General features: G+C 67.0%; 25 protein-coding genes. All 25 read left to right on the forward strand.

All coding sequences use genetic code 11. The features are described from left to right. Positions 1-23: 23 nt before the first annotated feature. The 25 genes from rplB to rpsD all read left to right on the forward strand — a co-directional run bounded on the left by rplB (position 24) and on the right by rpsD (position 13,297). A complete protein-coding gene (rplB, locus tag QQM67_RS01250; protein ID WP_070008918.1) occupies positions 24-860 on the forward strand; it encodes a 50S ribosomal protein L2 in 837 nt (278 codons plus the stop codon). 12 nt (positions 861-872) lie between these two features. Further along, positions 873-1,154, forward strand: coding sequence for a 30S ribosomal protein S19 (gene rpsS, locus QQM67_RS01255; RefSeq protein WP_055485903.1), 282 nt, complete (start codon positions 873-875; stop codon positions 1,152-1,154). 43 nt (positions 1,155-1,197) lie between these two features. Next, entirely contained in the window at positions 1,198-1,545 is a 348-nt protein-coding gene (rplV, locus tag QQM67_RS01260) for a 50S ribosomal protein L22 (RefSeq protein ID WP_314171553.1), read from the forward strand. Then, the gene (gene rpsC, locus QQM67_RS01265) at positions 1,545-2,381 is read left to right on the forward strand and encodes a 30S ribosomal protein S3 (protein WP_241060851.1); all 837 of its coding nucleotides are present in this window, start codon (positions 1,545-1,547) and stop codon (positions 2,379-2,381) included. The genes rplV and rpsC overlap by 1 nt, the downstream gene beginning before the upstream one ends. 5 nt (positions 2,382-2,386) lie before the next feature. After that, positions 2,387-2,806 (forward strand): 50S ribosomal protein L16, encoded by a 420-nt coding sequence (rplP, locus tag QQM67_RS01270; RefSeq protein WP_028433867.1) that lies wholly within the window; start codon positions 2,387-2,389, stop codon positions 2,804-2,806. Continuing rightward, positions 2,806-3,030, forward strand: a complete 225-nt coding sequence (gene rpmC, locus QQM67_RS01275) for a 50S ribosomal protein L29 (protein ID WP_028433254.1) — start codon at positions 2,806-2,808, stop codon at positions 3,028-3,030. Before rplP ends, rpmC begins: the two co-directional genes overlap by 1 nt. Continuing rightward, on the forward strand, positions 3,030-3,317 hold the full coding sequence (gene rpsQ, locus QQM67_RS01280; RefSeq protein WP_314171555.1) for a 30S ribosomal protein S17: 288 nt from the start codon (positions 3,030-3,032) through the stop codon (positions 3,315-3,317). Before rpmC ends, rpsQ begins: the two co-directional genes overlap by 1 nt. A gap of 126 nt (positions 3,318-3,443) precedes the next feature. Further along, on the forward strand, positions 3,444-3,812 hold the full coding sequence (rplN, locus tag QQM67_RS01285) for a 50S ribosomal protein L14 (protein WP_314171556.1): 369 nt from the start codon (positions 3,444-3,446) through the stop codon (positions 3,810-3,812). Positions 3,813-3,814: 2 nt separating this feature from the next. Continuing rightward, positions 3,815-4,138, forward strand: coding sequence for a 50S ribosomal protein L24 (rplX, locus tag QQM67_RS01290; protein ID WP_314171557.1), 324 nt, complete (start codon positions 3,815-3,817; stop codon positions 4,136-4,138). After that, a complete protein-coding gene (gene rplE, locus QQM67_RS01295) occupies positions 4,138-4,698 on the forward strand; it encodes a 50S ribosomal protein L5 (protein ID WP_314171558.1) in 561 nt (186 codons plus the stop codon). The genes rplX and rplE overlap by 1 nt, the downstream gene beginning before the upstream one ends. A gap of 2 nt (positions 4,699-4,700) precedes the next feature. Continuing rightward, a complete protein-coding gene (locus QQM67_RS01300; RefSeq protein WP_019354939.1) occupies positions 4,701-4,886 on the forward strand; it encodes a type Z 30S ribosomal protein S14 in 186 nt (61 codons plus the stop codon). Positions 4,887-5,121: 235 nt separating this feature from the next. After that, on the forward strand, positions 5,122-5,520 hold the full coding sequence (gene rpsH, locus QQM67_RS01305) for a 30S ribosomal protein S8 (protein ID WP_314171560.1): 399 nt from the start codon (positions 5,122-5,124) through the stop codon (positions 5,518-5,520). A 23-nt stretch (positions 5,521-5,543) separates the two neighbouring features. Beyond that, positions 5,544-6,083 carry a 50S ribosomal protein L6 gene (gene rplF, locus QQM67_RS01310; RefSeq protein WP_314171561.1) on the forward strand — a complete coding sequence of 180 codons (540 nt, stop codon included), beginning with the start codon at positions 5,544-5,546 and terminating at the stop codon, positions 6,081-6,083. A 3-nt stretch (positions 6,084-6,086) separates the two neighbouring features. Further along, the gene (gene rplR, locus QQM67_RS01315) at positions 6,087-6,470 is read left to right on the forward strand and encodes a 50S ribosomal protein L18 (RefSeq protein WP_314171563.1); all 384 of its coding nucleotides are present in this window, start codon (positions 6,087-6,089) and stop codon (positions 6,468-6,470) included. Between the two features lie 43 nt (positions 6,471-6,513). Further along, complete coding sequence (gene rpsE, locus QQM67_RS01320) at positions 6,514-7,116, forward strand: 30S ribosomal protein S5 (protein ID WP_028433263.1); 603 nt, start codon at positions 6,514-6,516, stop codon at positions 7,114-7,116. Then, positions 7,116-7,298 (forward strand): 50S ribosomal protein L30, encoded by a 183-nt coding sequence (gene rpmD / locus QQM67_RS01325; RefSeq protein ID WP_314171564.1) that lies wholly within the window; start codon positions 7,116-7,118, stop codon positions 7,296-7,298. The genes rpsE and rpmD overlap by 1 nt, the downstream gene beginning before the upstream one ends. A 1-nt stretch (position 7,299) precedes the next feature. Further along, entirely contained in the window at positions 7,300-7,764 is a 465-nt protein-coding gene (rplO, locus tag QQM67_RS01330; protein ID WP_314171566.1) for a 50S ribosomal protein L15, read from the forward strand. A 158-nt stretch (positions 7,765-7,922) separates the two neighbouring features. Further along, positions 7,923-9,236 (forward strand): preprotein translocase subunit SecY, encoded by a 1,314-nt coding sequence (gene secY / locus QQM67_RS01335; RefSeq protein WP_314171568.1) that lies wholly within the window; start codon positions 7,923-7,925, stop codon positions 9,234-9,236. Next, the gene (locus tag QQM67_RS01340) at positions 9,236-9,904 is read left to right on the forward strand and encodes an adenylate kinase (protein ID WP_314171569.1); all 669 of its coding nucleotides are present in this window, start codon (positions 9,236-9,238) and stop codon (positions 9,902-9,904) included. Before secY ends, QQM67_RS01340 begins: the two co-directional genes overlap by 1 nt. A gap of 236 nt (positions 9,905-10,140) precedes the next feature. Beyond that, positions 10,141-10,977, forward strand: coding sequence for a type I methionyl aminopeptidase (gene map, locus QQM67_RS01345; protein WP_314171570.1), 837 nt, complete (start codon positions 10,141-10,143; stop codon positions 10,975-10,977). Positions 10,978-11,187: 210 nt separating this feature from the next. Then, entirely contained in the window at positions 11,188-11,409 is a 222-nt protein-coding gene (gene infA, locus QQM67_RS01350) for a translation initiation factor IF-1 (RefSeq protein ID WP_003948620.1), read from the forward strand. A gap of 63 nt (positions 11,410-11,472) precedes the next feature. After that, the gene (rpmJ, locus tag QQM67_RS01355; RefSeq protein ID WP_003956441.1) at positions 11,473-11,586 is read left to right on the forward strand and encodes a 50S ribosomal protein L36; all 114 of its coding nucleotides are present in this window, start codon (positions 11,473-11,475) and stop codon (positions 11,584-11,586) included. 207 nt (positions 11,587-11,793) lie between these two features. Then, the gene (gene rpsM / locus QQM67_RS01360) at positions 11,794-12,174 is read left to right on the forward strand and encodes a 30S ribosomal protein S13 (protein WP_241060870.1); all 381 of its coding nucleotides are present in this window, start codon (positions 11,794-11,796) and stop codon (positions 12,172-12,174) included. A 67-nt stretch (positions 12,175-12,241) separates the two neighbouring features. Next, entirely contained in the window at positions 12,242-12,643 is a 402-nt protein-coding gene (gene rpsK / locus QQM67_RS01365; RefSeq protein WP_241060872.1) for a 30S ribosomal protein S11, read from the forward strand. Between the two features lie 27 nt (positions 12,644-12,670). Beyond that, positions 12,671-13,297, forward strand: a complete 627-nt coding sequence (gene rpsD / locus QQM67_RS01370) for a 30S ribosomal protein S4 (RefSeq protein ID WP_314171586.1) — start codon at positions 12,671-12,673, stop codon at positions 13,295-13,297. The last annotated feature ends 14 nt before the right edge of the window (positions 13,298-13,311 follow it).

The following is a 13,311-nucleotide window of genomic DNA, read 5'->3' on the forward strand; positions in this document are numbered from 1 at the left end:
CGATATCGGACGAGGACTGAGAAATGGGTATCCGCAAGTACAAGCCGACGACTCCGGGCCGTCGTGGCGCCAGTGTCGCCGACTTCGTCGAGGTCACGCGGTCCACGCCGGAGAAGTCACTGGTCCGCCCGCTGCACAGCAAGGGCGGCCGTAACAACGCCGGTCGTGTGACCGCTCGCCATCAGGGCGGCGGCCACAAGCGCGCCTACCGAGTGATCGACTTCCGTCGTCACGACAAGGACGGCGTGCCTGCCAAGGTCGCGCACATCGAGTACGACCCGAACCGCACCGCGCGCATCGCGCTGCTGCACTACGCGGACGGCGAGAAGCGCTACATCCTGGCGCCCGCCGGCCTCGCGCAGGGCAGCCGCGTGGAGAACGGCCCCGGGGCCGACATCAAGCCGGGCAACAACCTGGCGCTGCGCAACATCCCGGTCGGTACGACGATCCACGCCATCGAGCTGCGGCCCGGCGGCGGCGCGAAGTTCGCCCGGTCCGCCGGTGCGTCCGTGCAGCTGCTGGCGAAGGAGGGCCGCATGGCCCACCTGCGCATGCCGTCCGGCGAGATCCGCCTGGTCGACGTCCGCTGCCGCGCCACCGTCGGCGAGGTCGGCAACGCCGAGCAGTCGAACATCAACTGGGGCAAGGCGGGCCGGATGCGCTGGAAGGGCGTCCGGCCGACCGTCCGCGGTGTGGTCATGAACCCGATCGACCACCCGCACGGTGGTGGTGAGGGCCGGACCTCCGGTGGCCGCCACCCGGTCTCGCCGTGGGGTCAGAAGGAGGGGCGTACGCGCTCGCCGAAGAAGGCCAGCAACAAGTACATCGTCCGCCGCCGCAAGACGAACAAGAAGCGCTAGGAGGCGGATCAGATGCCGCGCAGTCTCAAGAAGGGGCCCTTCGTCGACGACCACCTCATCAAGAAGGTGGACGCGCAGAACGACGCCGGGTCCAAGAACGTCATCAAGACCTGGTCCCGCCGCTCGATGATCGTCCCGGCCATGCTCGGCCACACGATCGCGGTGCACGACGGCCGCAAGCACGTCCCGGTGTTCGTCACCGAGTCGATGGTCGGCCACAAGCTCGGCGAGTTCGCGCCGACCCGCACCTTCCGCGGCCACGTCAAGGACGACCGCAAGTCGCGTCGCCGCTGATGGCGGGGTGTGAAGACCTATGACTGACACCGAAGGGACAACCATGGAAGCCAGGGCCTCCGCGCGCTATGTGCGCGTCACGCCCATGAAGGCCCGCCGGGTGGTGGACCTCGTCCGTGGCTTGCCTGCCACGGAGGCTCAGGCGGTCCTGCGCTTCGCACCGCAGGCCGCGAGCGTGCCGGTGGGCAAGGTGCTCGACAGCGCCATCGCCAATGCCGCACACAACTACGACCACACGGACGCCGACAGCCTCTTCATCTCCGAGGCGTACGTCGACGAGGGCCCGACCCTCAAGCGTTTCCGTCCGCGCGCCCAGGGGCGTGCCTACCGGATCCGCAAGCGGACGAGCCATATCACCGTGGTCTTGAGCAGCAAGGAAGGAACCCGGTAATGGGCCAGAAGGTAAACCCGCACGGGTTCCGCCTCGGCATCACCACCGACTTCAAGTCGCGGTGGTACGCCGACAAGCTCTACAAGGACTACATCAAGGAAGACGTCGCGATCCGCAAGATGCTCACGCAGGGCATGGAGCGGGCCGGCATCTCCAAGGTGGAGATCGAGCGCACCCGTGACCGCGTCCGTGTCGACGTGCACACCGCACGTCCCGGCATCGTCATCGGCCGCCGCGGCGCCGAGGCCGACAGGCTCCGGGGCAACCTGGAGAAGCTGACCGGCAAGCAGATCCAGTTCAACATCCTCGAGGTCAAGAACCCCGAGACGGATGCGCAACTGGTGGCACAGGCCGTCGCCGAGCAGCTTTCCTCCCGCGTCTCCTTCCGCCGTGCCATGCGCAAGAGCATGCAGACGACGATGAAGGCCGGCGCGAAGGGCATCAAGATCCAGTGCGGTGGCCGCCTCGGCGGCGCCGAGATGTCCCGCTCGGAGTTCTACCGCGAGGGCCGCGTGCCCCTGCACACGCTCCGCGCGAACGTCGACTACGGCTTCTTCGAGGCCAGGACCACCTTCGGCCGCATCGGCGTGAAGGTCTGGATCTACAAGGGTGACGTCAAGAACATCGCTGAGGTCCGCGCCGAGAACGCCGCCGCCCGTGCGGGCAACCGCCCGTCGCGCGGTGGCGGCAGCGACCGCCCCCGTCGTGGTGGCGAGCGCGGCGGCCGCGGCCGCAAGCCGCAGCAGCAGAGCGCACCCGCCGAGGCCCCCAAGGCCGAGGCCGCGGCGCCCGCCGGTGCGGCGGCAGAGCCCGGCGCTGCCGGGAAGGAGGGCTGACCGCCATGCTTATCCCGCGCAGGGTCAAGCACCGTAAGCAGCACCACCCGAAGCGCACGGGCATGGCCAAGGGTGGCACCGAAGTCTCGTTCGGCGAGTACGGCATCCAGGCCGTGACCGCCGCGTATGTGACGAACCGGCAGATCGAGGCAGCTCGTATCTCCATGACCCGTCACATCAAGCGTGGCGGCAAGGTGTGGATCAACATCTACCCGGACCGCCCGCTGACGAAGAAGCCCGCCGAGACCCGCATGGGTTCCGGCAAGGGCTCTCCGGAGTGGTGGGTCGCGAACGTCAAGCCGGGCCGGGTGATGTTCGAGCTGTCCTACCCGAACGAGAAGATTGCCAAGGAGGCGCTCACCCGCGCCGCCCACAAGCTTCCGATGAAGTGCCGGATCGTTCGGCGCGAGGCAGGTGAGTCGTGATGGCGGCCGGTACGAAGGCCTCCGAGCTGCGTGAGCTGGGCGACGAGGAGCTTCTCGGCAAGCTTCGCGAGTCCAAGGAAGAGCTGTTCAACCTCCGCTTCCAGGCGGCGACCGGGCAGTTGGAGAACCACGGCCGGCTGAAGGCCGTGCGTAAGGACATCGCCCGGATCTACACCCTGATGCGTGAGCGTGAGCTGGGCATCGAGACGGTGGAGAGCGCCTGATGAGCGAGACGAATGTGACTGAGAAGGCAACCAAGGAGCGCGGTTTCCGCAAGACCCGCGAGGGTCTGGTCGTCAGCGACAAGATGGACAAGACCGTCGTCGTCGCCGTCGAGGACCGCGTGAAGCACGCGCTGTACGGCAAGGTCATCCGCCGTACCAACAAGCTCAAGGCGCACGACGAGCAGAACGCCGCCGGGGTCGGCGACCGCGTACTCCTCATGGAGACCCGGCCGCTGTCCGCGACCAAGCGCTGGCGCATCGTCGAGATTCTTGAGAAGGCGAAGTAAGCGGTTCCGCAACGGAACCGGCTTGGCAATCGGCCTGGGGACCCCCAGGAAGTTCCGCCAGGCTCGGCAGGGCACGCCCCGCAGGTGTGACCCTGCCGGGAACCGGCAGACGATCAGGAGATAGACGTGATCCAGCAGGAGTCCCGGCTGCGCGTCGCCGACAACACGGGTGCGAAGGAGATTCTCACCATCCGTGTTCTCGGCGGTTCGGGCCGGCGCTACGCGAGCGTCGGTGACGTCGTCGTCGCCACCGTCAAGGACGCGATCCCGGGCGGGAACGTGAAGAAGGGCGACATCGTCAAGGCCGTCATCGTGCGCACCGTCAAGGAGCGCCGCCGGCCCGACGGCTCGTACATCCGCTTCGACGAGAACGCGGCGGTCATCCTCAAGAACGACGGCGACCCCCGCGGCACCCGCATCTTCGGCCCCGTGGGCCGGGAGCTGCGCGAGAAGAAGTTCATGAAGATCATCTCGCTCGCGCCGGAGGTGCTGTGACGATGAAGATCAAGAAGGGCGACCTGGTCCAGGTCATCACCGGCAAGGACAAGGGCAAGCAGGGCAAGGTCATCGTGGCCTACCCCCGCGAGGACCGTGTCCTGGTCGAGGGTGTCAACCGGGTCAAGAAGCACACGAAGGCCGGCCAGACCGCTCGTGGTTCGAAGACGGGCGGCATCGTGACGACCGAGGCTCCGGTCCACGTGAGCAACGTGCAGCTCGTGGTGGAGAAGGACGGCAAGAAGGTCGTCACCCGCGTCGGGTACCGCTTCGATGACGACGGCAACAAGATCCGCGTTGCCAGGCGGACCGGTGAGGACATCTGATGACTGCCACCACTGAAGCACCGCGCCTCAAGCAGCGGTACCGCTCGGAGATCAAGGGCAAGCTGCAGGACGAGTTCAAGTACGACAACGTCATGCAGATCCCCGGTCTCACCAAGATCGTGGTCAACATGGGCGTGGGTGACGCCGCCCGCGACTCCAAGTTGATGGACGGTGCCATCAAGGACCTCGCCACGATCACCGGCCAGAAGCCGGCGGTGACCAAGGCCCGCAAGTCCATCGCGCAGTTCAAGCTGCGCGAGGGCATGCCGATCGGCGCGCACGTGACGCTGCGCGGCGACCGGATGTGGGAGTTCCTGGACCGCCTGCTCTCCCTCGCGCTGCCGCGCATCCGCGACTTCCGCGGTCTGTCGCAGAAGCAGTTCGACGGGCGGGGCAACTACACCTTCGGTCTCACGGAGCAGGTCATGTTCCACGAGATCGACCAGGACAAGATCGACCGGGTCCGGGGCATGGACATCACCGTGGTCACCACGGCGACCAACGACGACGAGGGCCGCGCCCTTCTCCGTCACCTCGGCTTCCCGTTCAAGGAGAACTGACCATGGCGAAGAAGGCTCTGATCTCCAAGGCGGGCCGCAAGCCGAAGTTCGCTGTCCGCGCGTACACGCGCTGCCAGCGCTGCGGCCGTCCGCACTCCGTCTACCGCAAGTTCGGCCTGTGCCGTGTGTGCCTCCGTCAGATGGCACACCGCGGCGAGCTGCCGGGCGTCACCAAGAGCTCCTGGTAACCCGCGGTCGCTCGTCCCTCGCGGGCGAGCGGACACGGGCCAGCCAGGGCTCTCGGTAAGAGCATCAAGGCCGGAGGGCGTCCGTCGTACGACCGCGAGTCGTGCGGCCGGCCGCCCGCCGTCCGTGACCGTCTTACTACGCCGTAGGTCCCCGCACCCCACCTGTCCCGTCCCTGTACGGGGAGAAGGAGGGCGCACACAGGAAACCCCGGCGAGAGAGGCCGAAGGCCATCACATGACAATGACCGATCCGATCGCGGACATGCTGACGCGTCTGCGTAACGCGAACTCGGCGTACCACGACTCCGTCGCGATGCCGCACAGCAAGATCAAGTCGCACATCGCGGAGATCCTCCAGCAGGAGGGCTACATCACCGGCTGGAGGACGGAGGAGGCCCACGTCGGCAAGAGCCTCGTGCTCGAGCTGAAGTTCGGGCCCAACCGCGAGCGCTCGATCGCAGGCATCAAGCGGATCTCGAAGCCGGGCCTGCGGGTCTACGCGAAGTCCACCAACCTGCCCAAGGTGCTCGGCGGCCTGGGAGTGGCGATCATCTCCACCTCCCACGGACTCCTCACCGGCCAGCAGGCACAGAAGAAGGGCGTGGGCGGGGAAGTCCTCGCCTACGTCTGGTAACGGAAGGGAACGGAGGCAAAGCAATGTCGCGTATCGGCAAGCTCCCCATCCAGGTTCCCGCCGGTGTGGACGTCACCATCGATGGCCAGGCGGTCGCCGTGAAGGGACCCAAGGGTTCCCTCTCGCACACCGTTGCCGCGCCCATCGAGATCGTGAAGGGCGAGGACGGCGCGCTGGTCGTCTCCCGTCCGAACGACGAGAGCCGGAACAGGGCCCTGCACGGTCTGTCCCGCACGCTGGTGGCGAACATGATCACTGGCGTGACCGCGGGATTCACCAAGGAACTCGAGATCAGCGGCGTGGGTTACCGCGTCCAGGCGAAGGGCTCCAACCTGGAGTTCTCGCTGGGCTACAGCCACCCGATCCTGGTCGAGGCGCCGGAGGGCATCTCGTTCAAGGTCGAGTCGCCGACCAAGTTCTCGGTCGAAGGCATCGACAAGCAGAAGGTCGGCGAGGTCGCCGCCAACATCCGCAAGCTGCGCCGGCCTGACCCGTACAAGGCCAAGGGCGTGAAGTACGCGGGCGAGACCATCCGCCGCAAGGTCGGAAAGGCTGGTAAGTAAGCCATGGCATACGGCGTGAAGATCGCTAAGGGCGACGCCTACAAGCGCGCCGCCGCCAAGCGCCGTCACATCCGCATCCGCAAGAAGGTCTCGGGCACTCCCGCCCGTCCCCGCCTTGTGGTGACGCGCTCGAACCGCCACATGGTCGCCCAGGTCGTGGACGACCTGGCGGGCCACACCGTGGCCTCGGCGTCGTCGCTCGACGCGTCGATCCGCGGTGCCGAGGGTGACAAGAGCGCACAGGCCAAGCAGGTGGGCGCACTCGTCGCCGAGCGTGCGAAGGCCGCGGGTGTGGAGACCGTCGTGTTCGACCGCGGCGGAAACAAATACGCAGGGCGGATTGCCGCTCTGGCTGACGCCGCCCGTGAAGCCGGGCTCAAGTTCTGAGCCGGTTCCAACGCTGAGCGGATAAAGGAGAGAGGTAATTCCAATGGCTGGACCCCAGCGCCGCGGAGGCGGCGCCGGTGGCGGCGAGCGTCGGGACCGCAAGGGCCGGGATGGCGGCGCCGCCGCCGAGAAGACCGCGTACGTCGAGCGCGTCGTCGCGATCAACCGCGTGGCCAAGGTTGTGAAGGGTGGACGTCGCTTCAGCTTCACCGCGCTGGTCGTGGTGGGCGACGGTGACGGCACCGTGGGTGTCGGGTACGGCAAGGCCAAGGAGGTGCCGGCCGCCATCGCCAAGGGCGTCGAGGAGGCCAAGAAGCACTTCTTCAAGGTCCCCCGCATCCAGGGCACCATTCCGCACCCGATCCAGGGTGAGGAGGCCGCGGGTGTCGTGCTGCTCAAGCCGGCTTCGCCTGGTACCGGTGTGATTGCCGGTGGCCCGGTGCGTGCCGTGCTGGAGTGCGCGGGCATCCACGACGTGCTCAGCAAGTCGCTCGGCTCCGCGAACCCGATCAACATCGTGCACGCCACGCGTGCGGCGCTTCAGGGCCTTCAGCGCCCCGAGGAGATCGCCGCCCGCCGTGGCCTGCCGCTCGAGGACGTGGCGCCCGCCGCTCTGCTGCGGGCACGTGCCGGGGTGAGTGCGTAATGGCTCGCCTGAAGATCACGCAGACCCGCTCCGTCATCGGGACGAAGCAGAACCACAGGGACACGCTGCGGACGCTCGGCCTGAAGAGGGTCCGCGACGTCTCCGTACGCGATGACCGTCCCGAGGTGCGCGGCATGCTGCACAGCGTGCGGCACCTCATCACGGTCGAGGAGGTCGACTGAGATGGCTGACTCTTCAGCGAACAACCCGCTGAAGGTGCACAACCTCCGGCCGGCTCCGGGCGCCAAGACCGCCAAGACCCGCGTGGGTCGCGGCGAGGCGTCGAAGGGCAAGACGGCCGGACGTGGCACCAAGGGCACCAAGGCCCGTTACCAGGTTCCGGAGAACTTCGAGGGCGGGCAGATGCCGCTGCACATGCGGCTGCCCAAGCTGAGGGGCTTCCGTAACCCGGCTCACAAGCAGTTCCAGGTCGTGAACCTGGAGAGGCTGGCCGAGCTCTACCCCAAGGGCGGCGACGTCACGGTGGCCGATCTGGTCGCCAAGGGCGCCGTCCGCAAGAACGAGCTCGTGAAGGTGCTCGGGTCGGGCGACATCTCCGTGGCTCTGACGGTGACCGTCAACAAGGTCTCCGGCTCCGCCAAGGAGAAGATCACCGCTGCCGGCGGCACCGTCACCGAGCTTGACTGAGTTCGCCTACTGACTGGCCGGGGGCGTCCCAGCGGGGCGTCCCCGGTCCGTCGTTCCACGGCGGGCACCGTCGCCGGTAAGGTGGCGGGCACTGTTGGTATCTGTCGACCCCAAGACCGTCACCTCTCGCGCGAGACGCGGGGGGCGCAGGAGGCACCGTGCTCACCGCGTTCGCCCGGGCGTTCCAGACGCCCGACCTGCGAAAGAAGCTGTTGTTCACGCTCGCCATCGTGGTGCTCTTCCGCTTGGGGCAGCACGTTCCGGTGCCGGGTGTCAGCTTTGAGAACGTCAACCAGTGCATGAACGAGGCCAAGGGGAACCAGGGCCTCTTCGGGCTGGTCAATATGTTCAGCGGTGGCGCGCTGTTGCAGTTGACCATTTTCGCGCTCGGCATCATGCCGTACATCACCGCGAGCATCATTCTTCAGCTGCTGGTCGTGGTCATTCCGCGGCTGGAGGCGCTGAAGAAGGAGGGCCAGGCCGGCCAGGCCAAGATCACGCAGTACACGCGTTATCTGACGGTCGCGCTCGCGATCCTCCAGGCGACGGGCCTTGTGGCCACCGCCCGCAGTGGCACCCTCTTCCCGCAGTGCCAGGTCCGTGACCAGATCATTCCGGACCAGTCGGTCTTCACCACCGTCACCATGGTGATCTGCATGACGGCGGGCACCGCCTTCATCATGTGGCTCGGCGAGCTCATCACCGACCGCGGCATCGGCAACGGCATGTCCATCCTGATGTTCATCTCGATCGCCGCCGGCTTCCCGGGCGCGCTGTGGGCCATCAAGAAGCAAGGCAAGCTCGCCGACGGCTGGATCGAGTTCGGCGCGGTGATCATCAGCGGCCTCGCCATGGTGGCTCTCGTGGTGCTGGTCGAGCAGGCCCAGCGCCGTATCCCCGTGCAGTACGCGAAGCGCATGATCGGGCGCCGCAGTTACGGCGGTACGTCCACGTACATTCCGCTGAAGGTCAATCAGGCGGGTGTGATTCCGGTCATCTTCGCGTCCTCGCTGCTCTACATTCCGGCGCTGATCGTTCAGTTCAGCGGATCGCAGGCGGGCTGGGCGCAGTGGATCCAGGCCCATTTCGTGAAGGGTGACCACCCGCTTTACATCGTCACGTACTTCGTGTTGATCGTCTTCTTCGCCTTCTTCTACGTGGCGATCTCCTTCAACCCCGAAGAAGTCGCCGACAACATGAAGAAGTATGGTGGCTTCATCCCGGGCATCCGGGCAGGTCGGCCCACTGCCGAGTACCTGGCCTATGTGCTGAACCGCATCACATGGCCGGGGTCTTTGTATCTCGGGCTGATCGCCCTGGTGCCGACCGTCGCGCTGATCGCGTTCGGCGCCCAGCAGAACTTCCCGTTCGGCGGGACGAGCATTCTGATCATCGTGGGCGTCGGGCTCGAGACCGTGAAGCAGATCGAGAGCCAGCTTCAGCAGCGCAATTACGAAGGGTTCCTCCGCTGATGCGTATCGTCCTCGTCGGACCGCCTGGCGCGGGTAAGGGAACGCAGGCCGCGTTCCTCGCCGAGAACCTGTCGATTCCGCACATCTCCACGGGTGACATCTTCCGCGCCAACATCAGCCAGGGCACGCCGCTCGGTCAGCAGGCCCAGGAGTACATGCGCGCGGGCCAGCTCGTGCCCGACGAGGTCACGATCGGCATGGCGAAGGACAGGATGGCCGAGCCGGACGCCGCCGACGGCTTCCTGCTCGACGGCTTTCCCCGCAACATCGCACAGGCGGAGGCGCTGGACCTGATCCTGGAGGAGAGGGGCCAGAGGCTCGACGCCGTGCTGGACCTGGAGGTCCCGGAGGAAGAGGTCGTCAAGCGGATCGCCGGCCGCCGCATCTGCCGCAGCGACAGCAGCCACGTCTTCCACGCCGAGTACAGCCCGCCGAAGAACGACGGGGTGTGCGACGTGTGCGGCGGCGAGCTCTACCAGCGGGACGACGACCGCGAGGAGACCGTACGTAAGCGGCTCGCCGTCTACCACAACGAGACCGAACCGATCATCGACCACTACAAGCGCCAGGACCTCGTCACCACCATCTCCGCGCTGGGCGAGGTGAGCGAGGTCACCGAGCGCTCGATGCAGGCTCTCGAGGACGCGAAGGACTCGGTCGCCGACTGACGGGGATGAGCGATCCGTGACCAACGGCCGCGCCAGCGGTCGCGGTCCGGGTCGGTGCCCGGGCCCGGTCTCGCGATCACGGGCTCGTACGGCACACTGAGTGAGGCGGGGCGATGCGCTTCCGCCCCCGTGTATCCCATGGCCGGCAAAGGGGTCGGCCGTCGCGACGCAGCCATCATGTCCCCGTCAGGACCCTTCAAAGCCCGACAGCACCCCGTCGAGAAAGGCACCGCCGCATGGTGGAGATCAAGACCCCGGAACAGATCGCGAAGATGCGCGAGGCGGGCCTGGTCGTCGCGGCGATGCACGACGCGTGCCGGGCCGCCGCGGTGCCGGGCGCCAGCACGAAGGACCTGGACGAGGTCGCCGCGAAGGTGCTCGCCGACCACGGCGCCAAGCCCAACTTCCTCGGCTACGGCGGCTTTCCGGGCAACATCTGCACCTCGGTGAACGACATCGTCGTGCACGGAATCCCCGACAGGGAGACCGTCCTCAAGGAGGGCGACCTGCTCTCCATCGACGCCGGCGCGATCGTCGACGGCTGGCACGGCGACGCGGCGATCACGGTCTTCGTGGGCGACGGGCACTCCGCCGAGCTCCGCGAACTGAGCCGCGTCACCGAGGAGTCCATGTGGGCGGGCATCGCCGCCGTGCGCAAGGGCAACCGGCTCGTGGACGTCTCGCGGTCGATCGAGGGGTACGTCCGGCGCCAGCCGCGCCCCGCCTCCGGTTCGTACGGGATCGTCGAGGACTACGGCGGCCACGGCATCGGCTCCCAGATGCACATGGACCCGCATCTGCTGAACTACGTGGACCGCCGCCGCGGCCGCGGCCCGAAGCTGGTGCCCGGGTTCTGCCTGGCCATCGAGCCGATGCTGACGATGGGCACGCCCAAGACGCATGTGCTCTCGGACGACTGGACGGTCAAGACGAACGACGGCACCTGGTCGAGCCACTGGGAGCACTCGGTCGCCCTCACCGAGGAGGGCCCGCTCGTGCTGACCGCGCCCGACGGCGGCCGGGCGAAGCTCGCCGAGCTGGGGATCACGGCCGCGCCCGACCCCGTCGGCTGATCCGCGGGCGGGAACCCGTCCGGCGCCCCCCGTGGAGCGCCCGCGCCGCGCGGAGTTTGGCGCGCCGGGCATGATGATCTTGATTGCCGGGGAGGCTACCCGAATTCGTCTTTGCCGGACGGGTACCGTAGACTGGCTCGTCGGTCCCGGGGTATCAGTATGCCCGGGGTCACCCCAGGTAGCCGATCCCGGAAGGTGAAGCGCTAGAGCATGGCCAAAAAACAAGGGGCCATCGAGATCGAGGGCACGGTCGTCGAATCTCTGCCGAACGCGATGTTCAAGGTGGAGCTTCAGAACGGGCACCAGGTTCTCGCGCACATCAGCGGCAAGATGCGGATGCACTACATCCGTATCCTTCCCGACGACCGGGTCGTGGTGGAGCTCTCTCCGTACGACCTGACCCGCGGGCGGATCGTCTACCGCTACAAGTAGCTCGACAGATCGAGCCGTTGTCCCATGCCGTGGGGCGGCGGCCTGACCCGGAGAACCTCATCCATGAAGGTCAAGCCGAGCGTCAAGAAGATCTGCGACAAGTGCAAGGTGATCCGCCGCCACGGCAGGGTCATGGTCATCTGCGACAACCTGCGCCACAAGCAGCGCCAGGGCTGAAGCAGAAGCACCGCAAGCCTTCGCACGGATCGCACTCTTCGCGCGACGCAAGCGAAAAGTACATACGCAGACGCCCGACCCCCCGCCTGTAACTCATGTCGGTGGGGACGACACCCTCGGTCGGAGGCCGGGGACCCTGCCCGTAGCAGTGCGGACAGGGGACGGCGCTGCGGCAGACCTCCGCAAAGCACATCAGGAGCCCAAGGAATGGCACGCCTCGCAGGCGTCGACCTCCCGCGCGAGAAGCGCGTCGAGGTCGCCCTCACCTACGTCTTCGGCATCGGTCGTACCCTTGCCCAGCAGACCCTGGGTGAGACCGGCGTCAACCCCGACACCCGGGTGCGGGATCTGGCCGAGGAAGACCTCGTCAAGATCCGTGAGTACGTGGACAACAATCTCCGGGTCGAGGGTGACCTCCGCCGTGAGATTCAGGCCGACATCCGCCGCAAGGTCGAGATCGGCTGCTACGAGGGTCTGCGGCACCGCCGCGGTCTCCCCGTCCACGGTCAGCGCACCAAGACCAACGCCCGCACCCGCAAGGGCCCGCGTCGCGCGATCGCCGGCAAGAAGAAGCCGGGCAAGAAGTAGTCCGCACCGGACTCGCTGCAAGCGGTCCGTGTTGCTGGACCGACGACCTCCACAGGAGTAAATCCATATGCCTCCGAAGGGCCGTACGGCCGCCAAGAAGGTGCGCCGCAAGGACAAGAAGAACGTCCCCGCCGGGCACGCTCACATCAAGAGCACGTTCAACAACACCATCGTTTCGATCACCGACCCGACAGGCAACGTGATCTCCTGGGCCTCCGCCGGCCATGTCGGCTTCAAGGGGTCCCGCAAGTCGACGCCGTTCGCGGCGCAGATGGCCGCCGAGAACGCCGCTCGCCGCGCTCAGGAGCACGGCATGCGCAAGGTCGACGTCTTCGTGAAGGGTCCCGGCTCCGGCCGTGAGACCGCGATCCGTTCCCTCCAGGCCACCGGCCTCGAGGTCGGCTCCATCCAGGACGTCACCCCGACCCCGCACAACGGCTGCCGCCCGCCCAAGCGTCGCCGAGTCTGACCAGCTGAAACAGGAGATCTAAAGACAATGGCGCGTTACACCGGGGCCGACTGCAAGCGTTGCCGTCGGGAGAAGCAGAAGCTCTTCCTCAAGGGGAGCAAGTGCGAGAGCGCGAAGTGCCCGATCGAGATCCGTCCTTACCCCCCGGGTGAGCACGGTCGCGGGCGCACCAAGGACTCCGAGTACCTGCTGCAGAAGCGCGAGAAGCAGAAGGCGGCGCGTATCTACGGCGTCCTGGAGAAGCAGTTCCGCGGGTACTTCAACGAGGCCAACCGCCAGCAGGGCAAGACTGGTGAGAACCTGCTGCGCATCCTGGAGACCCGTCTGGACAACGTGGTCTACCGGGCGGGCTTCGCCAAGTCCCGTGACCACGCCCGTCAGCTGGTCCGGCACGGGCACATCACCGTGAACGGCCGCAAGACCGACATCCCGTCGGCGCGCGTGTCCGTTTCGGACATCGTCGAGGTCCGCGAGTCCTCCCGTAACCTCACGCCTTTCCAGGTGGCGGCCGCGGAGGCGGGCGAGAAGACGGTTCCGGCGTGGCTGGAGTCCATCCCCTCGAAGATGCGGATCCTCGTCCACTCGCTGCCCGAGCGCCAGGTGATCGACACCCAGGTGCAGGAGCAGCTGATCGTCGAGCTGTACTCGAAGTAGTTCGGGTACGGCGT

The sequence above is a fragment of the Streptomyces winkii genome, assembly GCF_032248595.1.
Taxonomy (GTDB): Bacteria; Actinomycetota; Actinomycetes; order Streptomycetales; family Streptomycetaceae; genus Streptomyces; species Streptomyces winkii.